Raw genomic sequence first — 14,855 nt, forward strand, 5'->3', positions numbered from 1 at the left:
CCCGCCCCCTCTAGCCGATCCTCAGAATTTGCACTTGGTTTCGGCCACGGGCGCAAACGCTTTGGCGGAAGGAATGGTGGCCACCTTGGTAAAGATGTCGCCCGCTTCCTTGGCCTGCGCTTTGGCCTTGACCTGCACGGTGTAGACGTCCAGCGTCACGCGGTGATCCTGCGGGCGGATATAGGCGCTGCGGGCGAAGAAGTCGCTGAAGCGGTAGCCTTCCAGCGCCTTGACCACCGCGTCGCCGTTATCGCTCTTGGCGCGGGATACGGCCTGAAGGTAGGTCATGGTGGCGCTGTAAACCCCGGCCTGCGCCCAGGTGGGTTTCTTGCCGAAGGCTTTCTCGAACTTGGCCGTCCAGTCGCGGCTGCGCTGATCCAGGTTCCAATACCACGGCACGGTGGCCAGTGCGCCCGCGTAGGCGTCCTGCCCCAGCGCCGCCACGTCGGTTTCAAACAGCAGGCCGATGCCCAGACCAATGCCCTGCTTTTTCAGGCCGAACTCGTTGTACTGCTTGACCACGTTGACCAGATCGTTGCCCGCCTGCATGGTGCCGAAGATCTTGGGCTTGAGGCTCTGTGCCTTCAGCAAGTACGAGGAAAAATCAGTGTTGGGAAACGGGGTGGCATCGCTGGGAGTGACCAGCTTGCCGCCGTTTTCCTTGATGGCCGCCGTCATCTGCCGGTCAAGATCCTGACCGAAGGCGTAGTTGGGGTAGATGATGTACCAACTGTTGCCGCCGCGTTTGGTCACGGCAGTGCCGGTGCCGTTGGCGAGCATGAAGTTGTCGTAGGCGTAGTGGAAGGTGTACTTGCTGCACTTCTCGTTGGTCAGCGCGGTGGTACCGCCGGTGACCACCATCACCGGAATCTTCTTGCCCTTGGCCACTTCGGAGGCGGCCAGCGCAGCGGAGCTGGTGGGCAAGTCCATCAGCACGTCCACGTTCTGGCGGTCAATCATCTCGGCAGCTTTGTTGCTGGCGACGTCCGCTTTGTTCTGGTGATCCACACCGATGACCTGCACCTTGCCCTTGTAGGCGGCGTTGGTGGCCATAAAGTCGTCGGCGGCCATCTGCGCGGCCTTGACGCTGCCGGGGCCGGACAGCTCCGAGTACACGCCCGAAAGATCGGTCAGCACGCCGATTTTAATGGCGTTGTCGCTGAGTTTGGCTCCCTGCGCCAGAGCGGCGGTCACGGAAAGAAGGGCGGCAGTTACGAGGGTGGGGGCAATGATGGCAGTCAGTTTGGCTTTTTTCATGTTGAGATCCTCCAGGAGGGGAAAGTGGGTAGGGGTGTTAAACGCTCAGATATTTCAATAAATCTTCGCGGCGGGCCACCGCGTCGGCGCGGGACACCTCATCAACAATCTGGCCGTCCACGAAGACGTAATGGCGGTCCGCGAGGCGGGTGGCAAATTTCAGGTTCTGTTCCACCAGCAGCACCGACAGACCCTCGGTGCGTAGTTTCTGGATAATGTCGCCGATGCGCTGCACGATCACCGGGGCGAGGCCCTCGCTGGGTTCGTCCAGCAGCAGCAAGCGGGGAGCGCTGCGCAGGACGCGCACAATCGCCAGCATCTGCTGCTCGCCGCCTGAAAGTTTGCTGCCAGGGTGGTGGCCGCGCTCGCGAAGCACCGGAAACGCCTCGTAAGCGCGTTCGGTGGTCCAGCCGCCGGGGCGGGCGGGTGGCAGTTCCAGATTCTCGCGTACGGTCAGGGTGCTCATGATGGCGCGTTCCTCCGGCACCCAGGCCAGCCCACGCGCGGCGACGCGGTTGCTGGGCAGGCGCAGGATGTCCTGCCCGTCAAAGGTGACGCTGCCGGTGCGCGAACGGAGCGCCCCCATGATGCTGCGCAGGGTGGTGGTTTTGCCCGCTCCGTTGCGCCCGATCAGACTGACAATCTCGCCCGGCTGGACGTGCAGGTTAACGCCGTGTAGAACGTGACTTTGGCCGTAGTAAGCGTTCAGATCACGCACGTCCAGCAGTGGCGGGACAGAAGGTGGCGGGGTGCTGACCGCTGACATGTGCGGCGCGGTCATTCGTCACCCTCATCGCCCAGATAGGCCTCGATCACGCGGGGATCCTGGCGAACCTCGTCGTAACTCCCGCTCGCCAGGAGTGAGCCGTACTGCAACACCGTGATGCGGTCGGCCAGTTCCGAAACCACACTCATGTTGTGTTCCACCAGCACCACCGTGCGCCCCTGCGCCACCTGCCGCACCAGCGCTTTCACGCGGTCAATGCCCTCCGAGCCCATGCCGGAGGTGGGTTCGTCCAGCAGCAGCACGCGCGGTTCCTGGGTCAGCGAGATGCCGATTTCCAGTTGCCGCTTCTCGCCGTGACTCAGATCCGCCGCCAGCCGCGCGTGAGAGTCGGCCAGCCCCACGTCCGCCAGAATCGCGTCGGCCTGTGGCCCCAGCGTTTCTAAACGTGAAAGCGGCGTCCAGAACTGCCCCGGCAGGCGACTTCTGGATTGCAGCGCCACCAGCAGGTTTTCCCGCACGGTCATGGTGGGAAATACGCTGCTGATCTGAAAAGAGCGCGACAGCCCGCGCCGCACGATCTGGTGGGGCGGCAGCGTGTCAATGCGTTCTCCGAACAACCGAACCTCACCCGAAGTGGGTTTCAGAAAGCCGGAGAGGAGGTTAAAAAGGGTGGTCTTGCCCGCGCCGTTGGGGCCAATGATGGCGTGAATCTCGCCCTCACGGATAGCAAGCGTCACGTCGTTGGTGGCCCGGAAGCCCCGGAAATCCTTGATCAGATTCCTTGCCTCCAGCGCCACACTCGGCCCGTTGACCACGCCTATCGGTGGGGCGAGCTGGGTCTGCGCCGTCATAAGAAACGTAGGGGTGCGAAATCGAGCATCGTCCTCCTTGCTGTGTCATTCGTGGGTTGTGGCACGCTGGGGAGTATAAAGTGCTGGCGTCACATCTGGGTTACAGCCTGTGCTTCAGATCAACGGGGAGGCAGGGAGTGGGTGAAGACTTCCGAATGCCGTACAGCCTGTTCAGTCCTTTGACGTTCAGACGGCCTGACCGACTTCGCGTTGGCACTCCATGTCCAGCTTCGCGCCTACCGCGCCGTCCACCCCAGATCTAAATCCAGTACCGCGCCGGTCATGCCCCAGGCGGCGGGGCTGGCGACATAGCTGGCGAGGGCAGCGATGTCCTCAGGATTAAGCAGTTGTTTGATGGCCGCGCTTTCGAGCATCACCCGCTGCTCGACTTCCTCAACACTGATGCCGCGCGTGCGGGCCTGATCGGCCATCTGGCCCGTGACCAGCGGCGTCCGCACGTAACCGGGGCAGATGGCGTTGACCGTCAAGCCCTGCTCGCCTGCCTCCAGCGCCGCCGTGCGCGTCAGGCCGATCAACCCGTGCTTGGCGCTGACATACGCGCTTTTGAAGGGGCTGGCGACATGGCCGTGAATGCTGGAGAGATTGATGATGCGGCCCTGCCCGCTGCGGATCAGAGACGGCCAAGCGTACTTGGACAGCAAAAAAGGCGCGGTCAGCATCACGCGCAGCATGGCGTCCCAAGTGTCTTCGGGGAAATCGGCCACCGGGGCAATGTGTTGAAAGCCCGCGTTGTTGACCAGCACGTCCAGTCCGCCCAGCGCGGCCACCGTCTCGTCAATGGCGCGGCGGCAGTCCTCACGCTGTCCCAGGTCTGCTCCTATAAAGGTCAGGCCGTGTTCGGCGGCGACCTCGCGTGCTCCGGGCCGGTCTAAGTCAAGGACAGCCACCTGCATTCCATCCGCCTGAAATCTGCGGGCGACGGCGAGGCCGATGCCGCCCGTGCCGCCCGTGACGAGCGCGGTTCTGTGTTCTGGTGAACTGGGTTCTTTTGGAGTTGTCATGCCCGGAGTGTAAAGGGGAAGCGTTACCGGGGCATTCTGGGCGCAGGTTCTGATGTGTCTCCGCCGAGCGCCCGTGTGTTCGGCAGCGGCTTCAACCCCAGCTCACCCAAGGCGCTGCGAAGCTGTTCGTAGACGCGGCGGGCGGCGGCGGCATTACCGCGTGCATGCCAAGCCCGCATCAGGGTATGGGCAGCGTTCTCGTGGGCCGCGTCCAGAACGAGAGCGCGTTCGGCGGCGCGAATGGCGTTCCCAAGCTCCCCGACATTCAGCGCGTATTCGGCCTCGGCGGCCAGAGCTTCGGGCAGGCGGGCCGCGTAACGCTGGGCTTCTTGCTGCACGTCGTCCAGATCGGAGTCGGCCACCTGACTGGGCAGGGTCAGCAGGCCCTCCAGTCGCCCTGCTTTTCCAGTCTGCGCGTCCAACAGGGCGCGGGCCGCGTGCAGATCAACGCGCAGATCGGAACCGATTTTCAGGCGTATCCAGTCGCCGCGTTCCAGAAACACGCCGCTGACCGCCCCCTCCTCCAGCACTTGCCCCAGCGCATGGAGGGTCACGCGAAAGTTGCGCTCGCCCACGCCAGGATCAGCTCCCGGAAACAACGCTTCCTGGGCTGTCTCGCGCGGCAGGCCAGCGGCATGCACCGACAGAAGCGCCAACAGATCACGCGCTCTGGCCCGGCCCCATTCGCGCCCCCTCGTCTCATGGCTGCGCGTGACCGCCACACGGCCCAATACAGCAATCTGGACAAAGAAGCCGGGCGTTTGATCGGGATGGGGCAGCTCTGAGTAACCCAGCTCACGGGCAATGGGCAGCAGGGCCGCTTGAAGTTCGGGCTGCGCCTGCGCCAACTGCGCCAGCAGCCGCGCCCGCCCAGATAAATCAGAGACTGGAGAGAACAGGCAGCGCCGAGTCAGCAGAAAAGGATAACGCGCCGCTGCCTGCGCTGCCTCCAGATCCCCACCGCTGCCCGCTGCGAAACGGGCCAGTGCCACGCAGGCCAGGCCAAAAGCGTCGCCACAAATCTGGAAGGCGGCGAAGGCCGAGTCCAGTCCGGACGCGTCCGCTCCCCCACCCTCCTGTACGCCCAGCGCCGCCGCCAGATGCAGCAGGCCCGCCATGTACCCGTCACCGCCAGTCTGGGCCAGCGCCTCGGTTTTGAGCGCCGTGGCCCGCGCCGGGTCACCCGCCCAGCCTGCCAGCGCGGCCAGTCCCATCAGCGGCTCCACTCGGAGACGGCCCGAAACGTGCTGTGCCAGCGCCAGCGCCTGTTCATAGGAGGCCCGCGCACCGTCTAGATCGCCCGCCGTCATCCCGGCATGACCCAGCCGCGCCAGCGCCAATGAGCGCACAAATGGGCTTTCCAGGCGTTCGCCCTCAGCCAGTCCGGCGCGGGCATGTTCGGCAGAGAGGGCCGACTCTCCCCGCAGTGCCGAGACGAAAGCGGCCAGCAGCAAGCCCTCGCGGTGGTTCTGGGCCGCTCTCGCGCCGCCCGCCTCACCGCGTGCTGCGGCCAGCGCCAGCTCGAGCGCCCGCTCAAGGTCGCCGGAGCGCAGGGCCGCCCGCGCTCCGTTTGCCAGCTCTGGTTCTAGCGCCAGCGCCTCGGGCAGCCGTCCGGCATTCAGCAGATTCTCAGCCCACATGCGCCGCAGCGTCTGCGAGTCAGGATCCAGGGTTGCTGCTGCCTCCAGCGCTTCCCAGGCCGCGTCCGGTTGCACGGTGTCCAGCGCCACCTGCACCTGCCCCAGCGCCCGCAAGAGGGGTGTGGCCTGTTCGTATTCGGCCACAGCCTCGCCGTAACGAGACGAGAGACGCAGGGCGTCACCCGCCAGCGCGTGCAGTTCCGGGGTCCAGACCGTGCGCGGCACTCTTCCCAGACTGCGCTCAATCAATCCGGCCCGCCCCTGATCCAGCCAGCCTGCTCCGTGCACCGAGAGCAGCGACGCCGCCCGCGCCGTGTCGCCCGACAACAGATGGGCCGCCAGCGCCCGGCGGGGCCGTCCGGCACGCTCAAAATACGCCGCCCCGCGCGAGGCCAGCGCCCGAATCTCGGCCTCTGGCAAGCCCGCCCGCAGGTGGGCGCGGAGCAGTGGGTGGGCGCGGTAAACCGTTCCTTCCGAAGCGCTCAGCTGTTCTGAACGGGTGAGGAAAGTGCCGCCGTTTGCCAGTGTTTCCAGGAGCGCCGCGCCGTTCGGCTCGTCCAGCACAGCGCGGGCGAGTTCGGGGGTCAGCTCTTCAAACAAGCTGCCGCGCGTCAGCACGCCGCGCAGGGCCGGATCCAGCGGGCCCAGCACCTCGGAGGCCAGGTAAGCAAAGAGCGTTCCCAGTTGCGCCTCGCCGCCGTCCAGATCGGCCAGTGTGGTCAGTTGAACGCGTCCCTGCGCCGCCGCCTGGGCCAGAAAACGCACGGCGATGGGCCAGCCCTCCGTCACGGTGTGGGCCAGCCGCACTTCCGCGTCGGTGGGATTCAGGCCACTGGCACGCAGCAGCGCCCCCACCTCTTGCCGGGTGAAGGCCAGCTCAGACGTTCCCAGCCGCACGACCTCGCCTGCTGCGTCCAGCCGGGCCAGTTCCGGCAGTGCGAGCGGCACGCGTGACATTAGTGCCAGCCGACCAGCCATGGTGCCGGGGAGGCCGCCGCTGAGCAACTCACGCAGAAGGTCTCCGACAGGTGAGCCACTTAAATGCTGCGCTTCATCCAATATCAGCAGCCCCCCGCAGGCATCCAGCAAATCTGCCATGCGTGCGGCCACACGGCGGGGAGAAGCTCCCGCGTCCAGCAGTTCGGCCAGTGCCGCGCCACCCGGTAAATTCTCGGCGGCCAGCGCCAGTCCGGCGGCCAGTACCTGCGGGTCAGCGTCGTCGGCGTCCAGGGTCAGCCAAGCATGCGCTCCCACGGCCAGACTCGCGGCCAGCGCAGTGGTCTTGCCGTAGCCTGCCGGGGCCACCAGCAGCAGCACCCGGGCAGTGTCCATCACCGCCTGAAGGCGGGGCCGGGCCAGTGCGCCGCGCACCGCAGGAACCCGCGCCCGTCGCCGCGAAGTCAGGTCACGCCAGGTGAGGGTCATGGGCGAATGCTAGCAGGATGCCGCTGACGGAATCTAACAGCCCGGTGATTGAACGGCTGGTGGCAATCCGCTCGTCTGGGGTGTAGTCAGCCGTCAGCCGTACCAACCCTCACAGCGCCAAATACGCCTCGCGCACGCTGGGATCGGCCAGCAACGCCGCGCCGGTGCCTTCCTTGACCACTTCGCCGTTTTCCAGCACATAGGCCCGCTGCGCCAATTTGAGGCTCAGGCCCACGTTCTGTTCCACCAGCAGCACACTGACGCCCTCGGCGTGGACGGCTTTGAGCGCTCCAAAGACCGTCTGGGTCATCAAAGGCGAGAGGCCCAAGCTGGGTTCGTCCACCACCAGCACGCTGGGGCGGCCCATCAGGGCGCGGCCCACCGCCACCATCTGCTGCTCGCCGCCCGACAGGGTTCCGGCCAGTTGCCCAGAACGCTCGGCCAAGCGCGGAAACAGCGAGTAGACGTGTTCCAGCGTCTGGGCCTGCTTGGCACGGGCCTCGGGGCGCATGGCCGCGCCCAGTTCCAGGTTCTCGCGCACGGTCATCAGGCCGAACAGTTCTCGGCCTTCAGGAACGTGGCCCAGCCCCAACCCCACAATCTGCGTCGGCGTGGCGCGGGTGATGTCGTGCCCACCCAAGCGAATGCTGCCGCCGCTGGGCCGCACCACGCCGCTGACGGCCCGCAGGGTGGTGGTCTTGCCCGCACCGTTTGCCCCGATCATGGCGACGAACTCGCCCGGCCCGACGCGCACGCTGACGTCCCACAGCACCTGAATCTTGCCGTAGCCAGCCGCTAGGTTTTCAATGATCAGTTCCTGGCCTTGAAAGGCGGTCATACTATGACCTCCGCGAGTTCCAGCCTTGCCCACAGCGCCAGACTCCAAAATTCCACGCCGTTTTTGCCCGATATTCCAATCATGCTCCCAGCCCCTCTTCCGTGCCCAGATAGGCGGCCACCACCTGCGGGTGCGCCGTGACTTCGCGGTAGGTGCCGTGAGCGATGACCTGCCCCTGATCCATGACCACCACGCGGTCTGCCAGATCGCGCACCACCGGCATGATGTGTTCGATAAACAGCACGCTGACGCCGTCGGCACGCACGCCCCGGATCAGTTCTACCGCCTCCGCCGCCTCGCCGGGGCGCAGACCGGCCATCACCTCATCCAGCAGCAGCACGCGGGGGCCAGTCGCCAGAGCGCGGGCGATTTCCATGCGCTTGTCTTGCAACAAGGTCAGTTCGTGAGCGGCGCGGGCAGCCTGATCGGCCAGTCCGGTGCGCTCCAGCAGGTCATAAGCGCGTTCGCGGGCCTGCGGCAAGCTGGTGCCGGGTTGCCCAAACAGCGCTCCCACCGTCACATTCTCGTGAACGGTCATTTCGGGAAAGGGGCGCACCACCTGAAAGGCGCGGCCCAGTCCCGCGTGACAGCGGTGTTCCATCGGCGCATGCGTCACGTCTTGGCCCAGCAGTTCCAGCTGCCCCGAACTGGGCCGGTAGACCCCTGACAGCAGGTTGAGGAGCGTGGTCTTGCCCGCGCCGTTCGGCCCGATGACCGCCAGAATCTCGCCGTCATAGTGGTCGAAGGTGACATTCTGGACGGCTTGGAGGCCACCGAAACTCTTGCTCAGGCCAGCGGCCCGCAAAACAACCTGACCCGTCACACGTCACCGCCGTGCCGTCCGCGCCGCAGCAGGCCCATCAGCCCACGCGGCAGCCACAAAATACTGAGCATCAGCACCAAGCCGTAGACCACCAGATAGCCGTTCTTGACGACGTTGTGCAGCGCTTCCTCGGCTATGCGCAGCACGGTTGCGCCCAGGATTGGCCCCAGCGTGGTGTACAGTCCACCAAAAATGCTGGTGGTCAGCGGCGCGATGGAATTGGCGAGGCTGAAAGTGTCCAGCGGACTGATAAAGAAGGTCTTGCCCGCGTACAGCACGCCCGCCAGCGCTGCCAGAAAGCTGGAGATGAAGAAGGCGGCCAGCTTGTAGCGCACAGTGGACACGCCCAGCACCCGCGCCGTTTCCTCGCCCTGCCGAATGGCAGCAAAAGCGTGGTGCAGGCGGCCTGTGCGCACCGCCAGACTGACGCCCGCCGTCAGCGCCAGCAGCAGTAGGGCCAGCAGATACTGTCCGCGCGAGTCGCCGCCCAGCAGCGCCGGAACCAGCAGACCGTTTGCGCCGCCCGCCACGTCTTCCGGCAGGTTCTGGATGATGGTTCGCACGACTTCGGTAAAGGCCAGAGTGGCGATGGCGAAGTACATGCCGCTCAGGCGCATGGTCACCGCTCCTAAAATCAGGCTGATCATGCCCGTGCCCAGCGCCGCCAGAGGCATCGCCAGCGGCCAGGCCAGCCCAGTTTTGAGCAGCAACGCGTAGCCGTAAGCGCCCATCCCGTAAAACGCTGCGTGTGCCAGACTGACCTGCCCACTGCGTGCCAGAATGTCCCACGACAGCGCCATGATTCCGGCCACCAGCGTGAAGAAGCCGATTTGCAACAGGTACGCGCCCCTATCGCCCAGTGGCAGAAAGGGGAAGGCCAGCGCCAGCACGAAAAAAATTGCCAGCGGCACCAAAGCTATTCCAGTGATGTCCGGTTTGCGGGCAGCCTGCCGTTTAGAAGCGGGCGTTATGCGGTCTGCCCTCACGCCGCCTTCCTGAACGAGCGAATGACCAGTGTGCCGAAAATCATCAGGAAGAACACGGCGTCGCTCCAGCCGCCGCCCCCGGGCACGTAGGTCTGCACCAGTGCTTCAGACAGACCCAGAATCACCGAGGCCCACAGCACGCCGGTCAGGTTGCCCAGCCCCGCCATCACAATGATGGCAAACGCCTTCAGGGCAAAGACCAGTCCCACGGTGGGAGAGGCGAACAGCAGCACGCTGACCAGCACGCCCGCCACCGCCGCCAGTCCGCAGGACACGCCGAAAGCGATCAGATAAACGCGGTCCACCGGAATGCCGATCAATTGTGCGCCCCGGCGGTTTTGCGCCACGGCCCGCATTTGGCGGCCCAGCACCGTGCGGTAAAGCATGAAATACAGCGCTCCCAGCAGAACCACCGCCAGTCCGAAGGCGATGGCCTTGGGGCCGCCGATGCTCAGCTCGCCGATGTTGAGACTGCTGGCCTGATACGGCGTGGTGACGGTGCGTGTGTTGCCGCCCAGCAGCATCAGCGCCAGATTTTGCAGCAGGATGCCCAACCCGAAGGTCAGCAGCATTTGATTGAGTTCTGGGGCCAGCAGCACATGCCGGATGCTGACGCGGTAGGTCAGCGCCCCCACACCGAAGACCGCCACCGCCACGATAGGCAGTGACAGCAGCGGATCGATGCCCAGAAAAGCGCTGGCCGCCCAAGCCATGAAGGCCCCGATCATCAGGAACTCGCCGTGCGCGAAGTTGACGATGCCCACCACGCCCACCGCCAGCGCCAGCCCGGAGGCCACCAGCGCGTAAATGCCGCTCTGCAACATGCCATTAAGCAGGGTTTGTAAAAAGAGATCCATTCAAGCTCCGTAAGGTGACGATTTATTTGGCTTCTTGGTGTTTGAAAGGAGAAGGAAGTGCAGATTTTAACTCTGGTTCAGATGTTTCAGAAACGCTGCCCCGAACTCGTCCGGCGCTTCAATGAACGGTGAATGACCCACGCCGAGGAGCACCAGCTCGCGCCACCGTCCACCGTTAACTTCACCACGTTCCAGCACGGTTCGCATCTGCGTTATCATCGGCTGAGGCGGGCAGACATCCGCTCCGGGCCAGCCGGGGACTGCGCCCAGTGCGCCAAGCTGGGCCAGATCGAACAGGCTGGTGTCCCCCACAATAGCGTCAGCGTCCCCACGCACCCACAGCACGGGCGGCGGCGGGGTCAGCTCCGCGAAGGCCGAGAGGTTCATGTATTTGGAGCTGAAGGCGTTCGCCACCCCAGCAATCCCCGGCGCGACATTCGGCCAGTGTTCGCTGGTCGTCATGTCGCCGGGATAGAAACCGTTCCCAGTGCGGGTTTTAAGCATGGACGACACCCACGCTTCTTCCTTCTGTGGGTCTGGCTGAAATTGTGCGGCGTTGAAGTAGAACTTCCGCATCACGTCGCGCGGGCTGCCGGGTGCGTCCGAGCGATCTCCAGCAGTGATCAATGGGACAAAGGCCGCGTTGACCGTCCCGCCGCCTGAACCCGCAAAATCCGGCGTGTTGGGCGTGCCGTCCGCGCCGTGCGTGCCGCCGAAGCCGTAGGGGCTGACCGGGGCCACCAGCGTCAACGACTTGACCCGCTCTGATGCGCTCAGCGCCACCTGCATGACCACGCCGCCGCCCATGCTCCAGCCCAGCAGATGTGCGTCTTTCCATTCCAGCGCGTCCAGCAGGGCCAGCAGATCGTCAGACCAGTCCTTCAGGCCGCGCGTGGCGTCAATCGGCTTGGCCTCGCTGTCGCCGTAGCCGCGCAAATCGGGAGCGACGACGTGAATATCGTCTGGCAAACCTTCTATCAGGTCACGGAAAAATTCACCATCGGATACGTTGCCGTGAACCAGCAGAAGCCGCCGTTTGGCCTCGCCCGTCGCGGGGCGTTCCAATACAGCGGTTTTCAGGCGTGAGGTCTGGAGTGTTCGTGAATTGAGTGTCATGTCGGCTCCCTGTTCCTCGGCTGGCAAGGGGATGCTCCTTCGAGAACCCCCTCTCCTGCGGAGTTGTTCCGGCCCGTTCGCTCATGCGGCCAACCCCACTTGAAAGGGAGCTGAGAAGCGCAGAAAGTGTCCGTGCCTCTTTTCCAAGGGGGCAGAGTGGTGCGTGCAACCGGCGCAGCTCCACTCTGCCGCCGTGCGTCCTCAGATTCCTACTTGTTCCACACCAAAGCCTTTTTGGTAAACTTGACCGGATACACCGGTACACGGGCGTCGTCGAGGAACTGGAAGTGCAGCCAGTTGCCCGCCTTAAAGCCCTGGTACTGGGTTTTGAGGCTCTTGCTGAAGGTCAGCGTGCCGAAGGGCGAGCGCATGTTGGTCTTGGCCAGTTCGGCGGCCACTGCGTCCTTGTCCACGCTGCCCGCTTTGTTAATGGCGGCGGCCAGCGATTTGAGGTTTACGTAGGCCAGCGGCGCAAAATATTCCTCGGTCACGTTGCCGAACTTTTTCTTGTAGGCGTTCACAAACAAGCGGCTCTCGCGATTGGGGCTGGTGGGCAGCCATAAGCTCAGGCCCGCAATGTCATTGGAGAGGGGATTTTTCTCGAATCCCACCGGCCAGCTCGGCGGGGTGCCGTAGATCAGGCCCAGCTTGAGGTTTTGCTGCTTGATCTCGGTTGCCAGCGGCAAGGCGTCGGTGTCGTAGCCTACCCAGTACAGAATATCGGGCTTGGCAGCCTTGGCCTTGCTGACCAGCGGGCCGAAGTTGCCGCTGCCCGTCTTAAACTTCTCAGCCAAAACAACATTAAATCCCGCTTTTTTGAAAGCGTCCACGGTGGCGTCGATCCCCGCGCTGCCGAAGGGGCCGTCCTCGTAGGCGATGGCGATATTCTTGGCTCCCTCCTTGACCTTGAGGGTCTTGAAGAAGCCCAAGATAGCCTCGAAATTGTAATAGGACCAAGGGTGGTAGTGAAAGAAGTACTTGTGGTCGGCAAACGCGTCTTCAACGGGGGTGGCGGCCGCCCCGATCCAGGCCATGAAGGTGTTGTACTGCTTGGCCGGGCCCGACAGCGCCACGCTGACCGCGCTGCTCACGCCGCCCGCCATGAAGTCCACCTTGTCCACCGTGACCAGCTTGACGAATTCCGGCACGGCTTTGGCTGGGGCGCTGGCGTCGTCGCCGTAAACCAGTTCCAGCGGCTTGCCCAGCACGCCTCCGGCCTTGTTTATCTCGTCCAGTGCCAGCTCGTAACCGTTCTTGGCCGCCTGGCCCGAAACGCTGCCTCCGCCCGAGAGGGGAAGCAACACGCCCACTTTCACCGCGCCCGCACTGGAAACCGCGAGCAGCATGCCCGTCAGAAGTAGAGTTTTCATAACATGGGCAGTTTAAATGAGTGGCGTCACGGGGGCGTTACAACCATGCAGAGGCAAGCGGTTACCCGCTCCGTTCTTTACTGTGACCACTCCGTAACGCCCTGCGCCTACCCTTGTCTTAATGAGCGATACGTTACGGGCGGCAAAGCTGGAAGCAGGCAAAGAACCAGGCGAGTGGGTTTTTTCGGCCCAGGCGACTTTTGCAGGCGTGGATGTGCCGCTGAGACTGGGCGCACAGTCGTGGGGCACACTGAACCCGGCGCGTGACAACGCCGTGCTGGTCTGCCATTACTACACCGGCACCATGCGTGCAGCGGGCCTTAACCCAGACGGCACGCCCGGCTGGTGGGCTGCGCTGATCGGTCCAGGACTGGCACTGGACACAGACCGTTTTTTCGTGATCTGCATGAATACGCTCTCCAACGTGCAGGCCCATGACCCCAGCATCGTGACCACCGGGCCGGATACCGCTCACCCAGACGGACAACTCTGGGGGCCTCGTTTTCCGGCCTGGGATTTCGGCGACCTGCACGCCGCTCAGCTCGGGCTGATGCGTGCGCTGGGTGCGCCCCGCTGGCACGCGGTGGTTGGCCCCAGTCTGGGCGGATTGCAGGCGCTCCAGTGGGCGGCCATCACTCCCGAACTTGCGCCGCGAGTGATGGCGGTGGCGACCAGTCCGCAGATCGGCCCGGCACTGCGCGACGCCTTCACCCCCTTTCTGCGGCAGGTCGCCCAGGCAGGCAGCCCGGATGAAGCTTTGCGCCTGATCACCTTCTTCGGGCTGGGTGCCGACGGGATGGAATTGATGTTCCGTGACGACGATTTTAGCAGATACCTGTCTTCCCGCTCAGGAACGGCCAGCCTGTCACACATTTTAGATCTTGCCCGGTTGATCGAAACGCATAACCTCGCAGCTGTGGCTCCTTCCCCGGAACTGTTTGCCCGCTGGATCAGATCAGGGTTGCGGCTGCTGACCGTGAATATTGCTGTGGATCAGTTCTTCCCTGCCGCCGAAATGCGGGCCTTCGCGCAGGCTTCGGCAGGAGCGGGCGTAAACCACACCCACATGGAATTCGCCTCCTCGCATGGCCATTTGGGCTGCGTCAATGGCACGGCGGCTTTTGCTGGCCAGTTGCAGGCTTTGCTGAACACTCCGGTGAGGCCGCTTCACCCAGTCTCTGCTGCCGAATACCTGCAGCATCCCTAACTTCGAGTCTATTTGGAAAATATGTGGACTAAAGGATATGACGACGACACAGCCTCACCGAGCGCAGATTGACGAATAAGAGACCTTCTGGGAGGTGTCAGATGCCCTCTGGACACGCCTTGAGCCGCTCCTGGCCATCGATAAACTGTGCAAGAAGTCTGGGCATCTCTCACGGAACGCCCGTGCTATGTTCAACGGTTTAATTTGGTTGGCCCGCACCGGCAGTCAACGGAGTCAACTCCCACAGCGCTCCAGTCTCTACGGCTCACGAGCGCTTTAGCGCTTGGGTGAAGCATAGCTGACTCAGACGGGCGTGGGCGGTGATCCTCGAAGAATATGGCGAGGAACTCGGCATCGATTGGGAGTGGCAAGCCGCAGACGAGAGAATTATCAAAGCGCCGTTGGGAAAAAGGGGCTTCCGGTGCCGAGGGAGCCACGGGGAGCAAGCCAACTGACCGAGGCAAAGCTGGTTGTAAACGCACCCTCCTGATGGATGCCAAAGGTATTCCGTTAGCGGTTATGGTGTGTAGGGCCAATCGCTATGACAGTTAGAAGCTCAAAGACGTGCTGGAGTCCGGTACCATCGCTGTTCCTCAGCTTTTGGCTGAGGAACAGCGTCGTCTGCTTATTGGTCGTGGATATGACACGCCAACGTGTCGCACCCTAACCTGCGATGCTAGCTTCGTCGTGCACATTCCGAAAAAATCGTCAAAGGAAACACCGCTCCCTGCACCAA

General features: G+C 63.8%; 13 protein-coding genes. 2 read left to right on the forward strand and 11 right to left on the reverse strand.

Translation table 11 applies throughout. The annotated features are described in order from the left end of the window. Positions 1-21: 21 nt before the first annotated feature. From EHF33_RS18910 to EHF33_RS18960, 11 genes are all read right to left on the reverse strand, one after another. Positions 22-1,257, reverse strand: a complete 1,236-nt coding sequence (locus tag EHF33_RS18910) for an ABC transporter substrate-binding protein (RefSeq protein ID WP_124875128.1) — start codon at positions 1,255-1,257, stop codon at positions 22-24. Positions 1,258-1,294: 37 nt separating this feature from the next. Continuing rightward, positions 1,295-2,038, reverse strand: coding sequence for an ABC transporter ATP-binding protein (locus tag EHF33_RS18915; protein ID WP_124875130.1), 744 nt, complete (start codon positions 2,036-2,038; stop codon positions 1,295-1,297). After that, positions 2,035-2,835, reverse strand: coding sequence for an ABC transporter ATP-binding protein (locus EHF33_RS18920; protein WP_124875132.1), 801 nt, complete (start codon positions 2,833-2,835; stop codon positions 2,035-2,037). Before EHF33_RS18920 ends, EHF33_RS18915 begins: the two co-directional genes overlap by 4 nt. A 236-nt stretch (positions 2,836-3,071) precedes the next feature. Beyond that, a complete protein-coding gene (locus tag EHF33_RS18925) occupies positions 3,072-3,857 on the reverse strand; it encodes a 3-hydroxybutyrate dehydrogenase (RefSeq protein ID WP_124875134.1) in 786 nt (261 codons plus the stop codon). A gap of 23 nt (positions 3,858-3,880) precedes the next feature. Beyond that, a complete protein-coding gene (locus EHF33_RS18930; RefSeq protein ID WP_124875136.1) occupies positions 3,881-6,922 on the reverse strand; it encodes an AfsR/SARP family transcriptional regulator in 3,042 nt (1,013 codons plus the stop codon). Between the two features lie 109 nt (positions 6,923-7,031). After that, entirely contained in the window at positions 7,032-7,760 is a 729-nt protein-coding gene (locus EHF33_RS18935) for an ABC transporter ATP-binding protein (protein ID WP_124875138.1), read from the reverse strand. Positions 7,761-7,839: 79 nt separating this feature from the next. After that, entirely contained in the window at positions 7,840-8,583 is a 744-nt protein-coding gene (locus EHF33_RS18940) for an ABC transporter ATP-binding protein (RefSeq protein ID WP_206431653.1), read from the reverse strand. Continuing rightward, positions 8,580-9,512 (reverse strand): branched-chain amino acid ABC transporter permease, encoded by a 933-nt coding sequence (locus EHF33_RS18945; RefSeq protein ID WP_241191464.1) that lies wholly within the window; start codon positions 9,510-9,512, stop codon positions 8,580-8,582. Before EHF33_RS18945 ends, EHF33_RS18940 begins: the two co-directional genes overlap by 4 nt. Before the next feature lie 53 nt (positions 9,513-9,565). Next, positions 9,566-10,426 carry a branched-chain amino acid ABC transporter permease gene (locus EHF33_RS18950; RefSeq protein WP_124875140.1) on the reverse strand — a complete coding sequence of 287 codons (861 nt, stop codon included), beginning with the start codon at positions 10,424-10,426 and terminating at the stop codon, positions 9,566-9,568. Positions 10,427-10,492: 66 nt separating this feature from the next. After that, positions 10,493-11,542, reverse strand: coding sequence for an alpha/beta fold hydrolase (locus EHF33_RS18955; RefSeq protein WP_124875142.1), 1,050 nt, complete (start codon positions 11,540-11,542; stop codon positions 10,493-10,495). Positions 11,543-11,751: 209 nt separating this feature from the next. After that, complete coding sequence (locus EHF33_RS18960; protein ID WP_124875144.1) at positions 11,752-12,912, reverse strand: ABC transporter substrate-binding protein; 1,161 nt, start codon at positions 12,910-12,912, stop codon at positions 11,752-11,754. A 121-nt stretch (positions 12,913-13,033) separates the two neighbouring features. Between EHF33_RS18960 and EHF33_RS18965 the strand changes: the two genes are divergently transcribed. After that, positions 13,034-14,119, forward strand: a complete 1,086-nt coding sequence (locus EHF33_RS18965; protein ID WP_124875146.1) for an alpha/beta fold hydrolase — start codon at positions 13,034-13,036, stop codon at positions 14,117-14,119. Between the two features lie 94 nt (positions 14,120-14,213). Continuing rightward, a complete protein-coding gene (locus EHF33_RS22045; RefSeq protein WP_124875148.1) occupies positions 14,214-14,399 on the forward strand; it encodes a transposase in 186 nt (61 codons plus the stop codon). Positions 14,400-14,855 lie beyond the last annotated feature (456 nt).

The organism is Deinococcus psychrotolerans, from assembly GCF_003860465.1.
Taxonomy (GTDB): domain Bacteria; phylum Deinococcota; class Deinococci; order Deinococcales; family Deinococcaceae; genus Deinococcus; species Deinococcus psychrotolerans.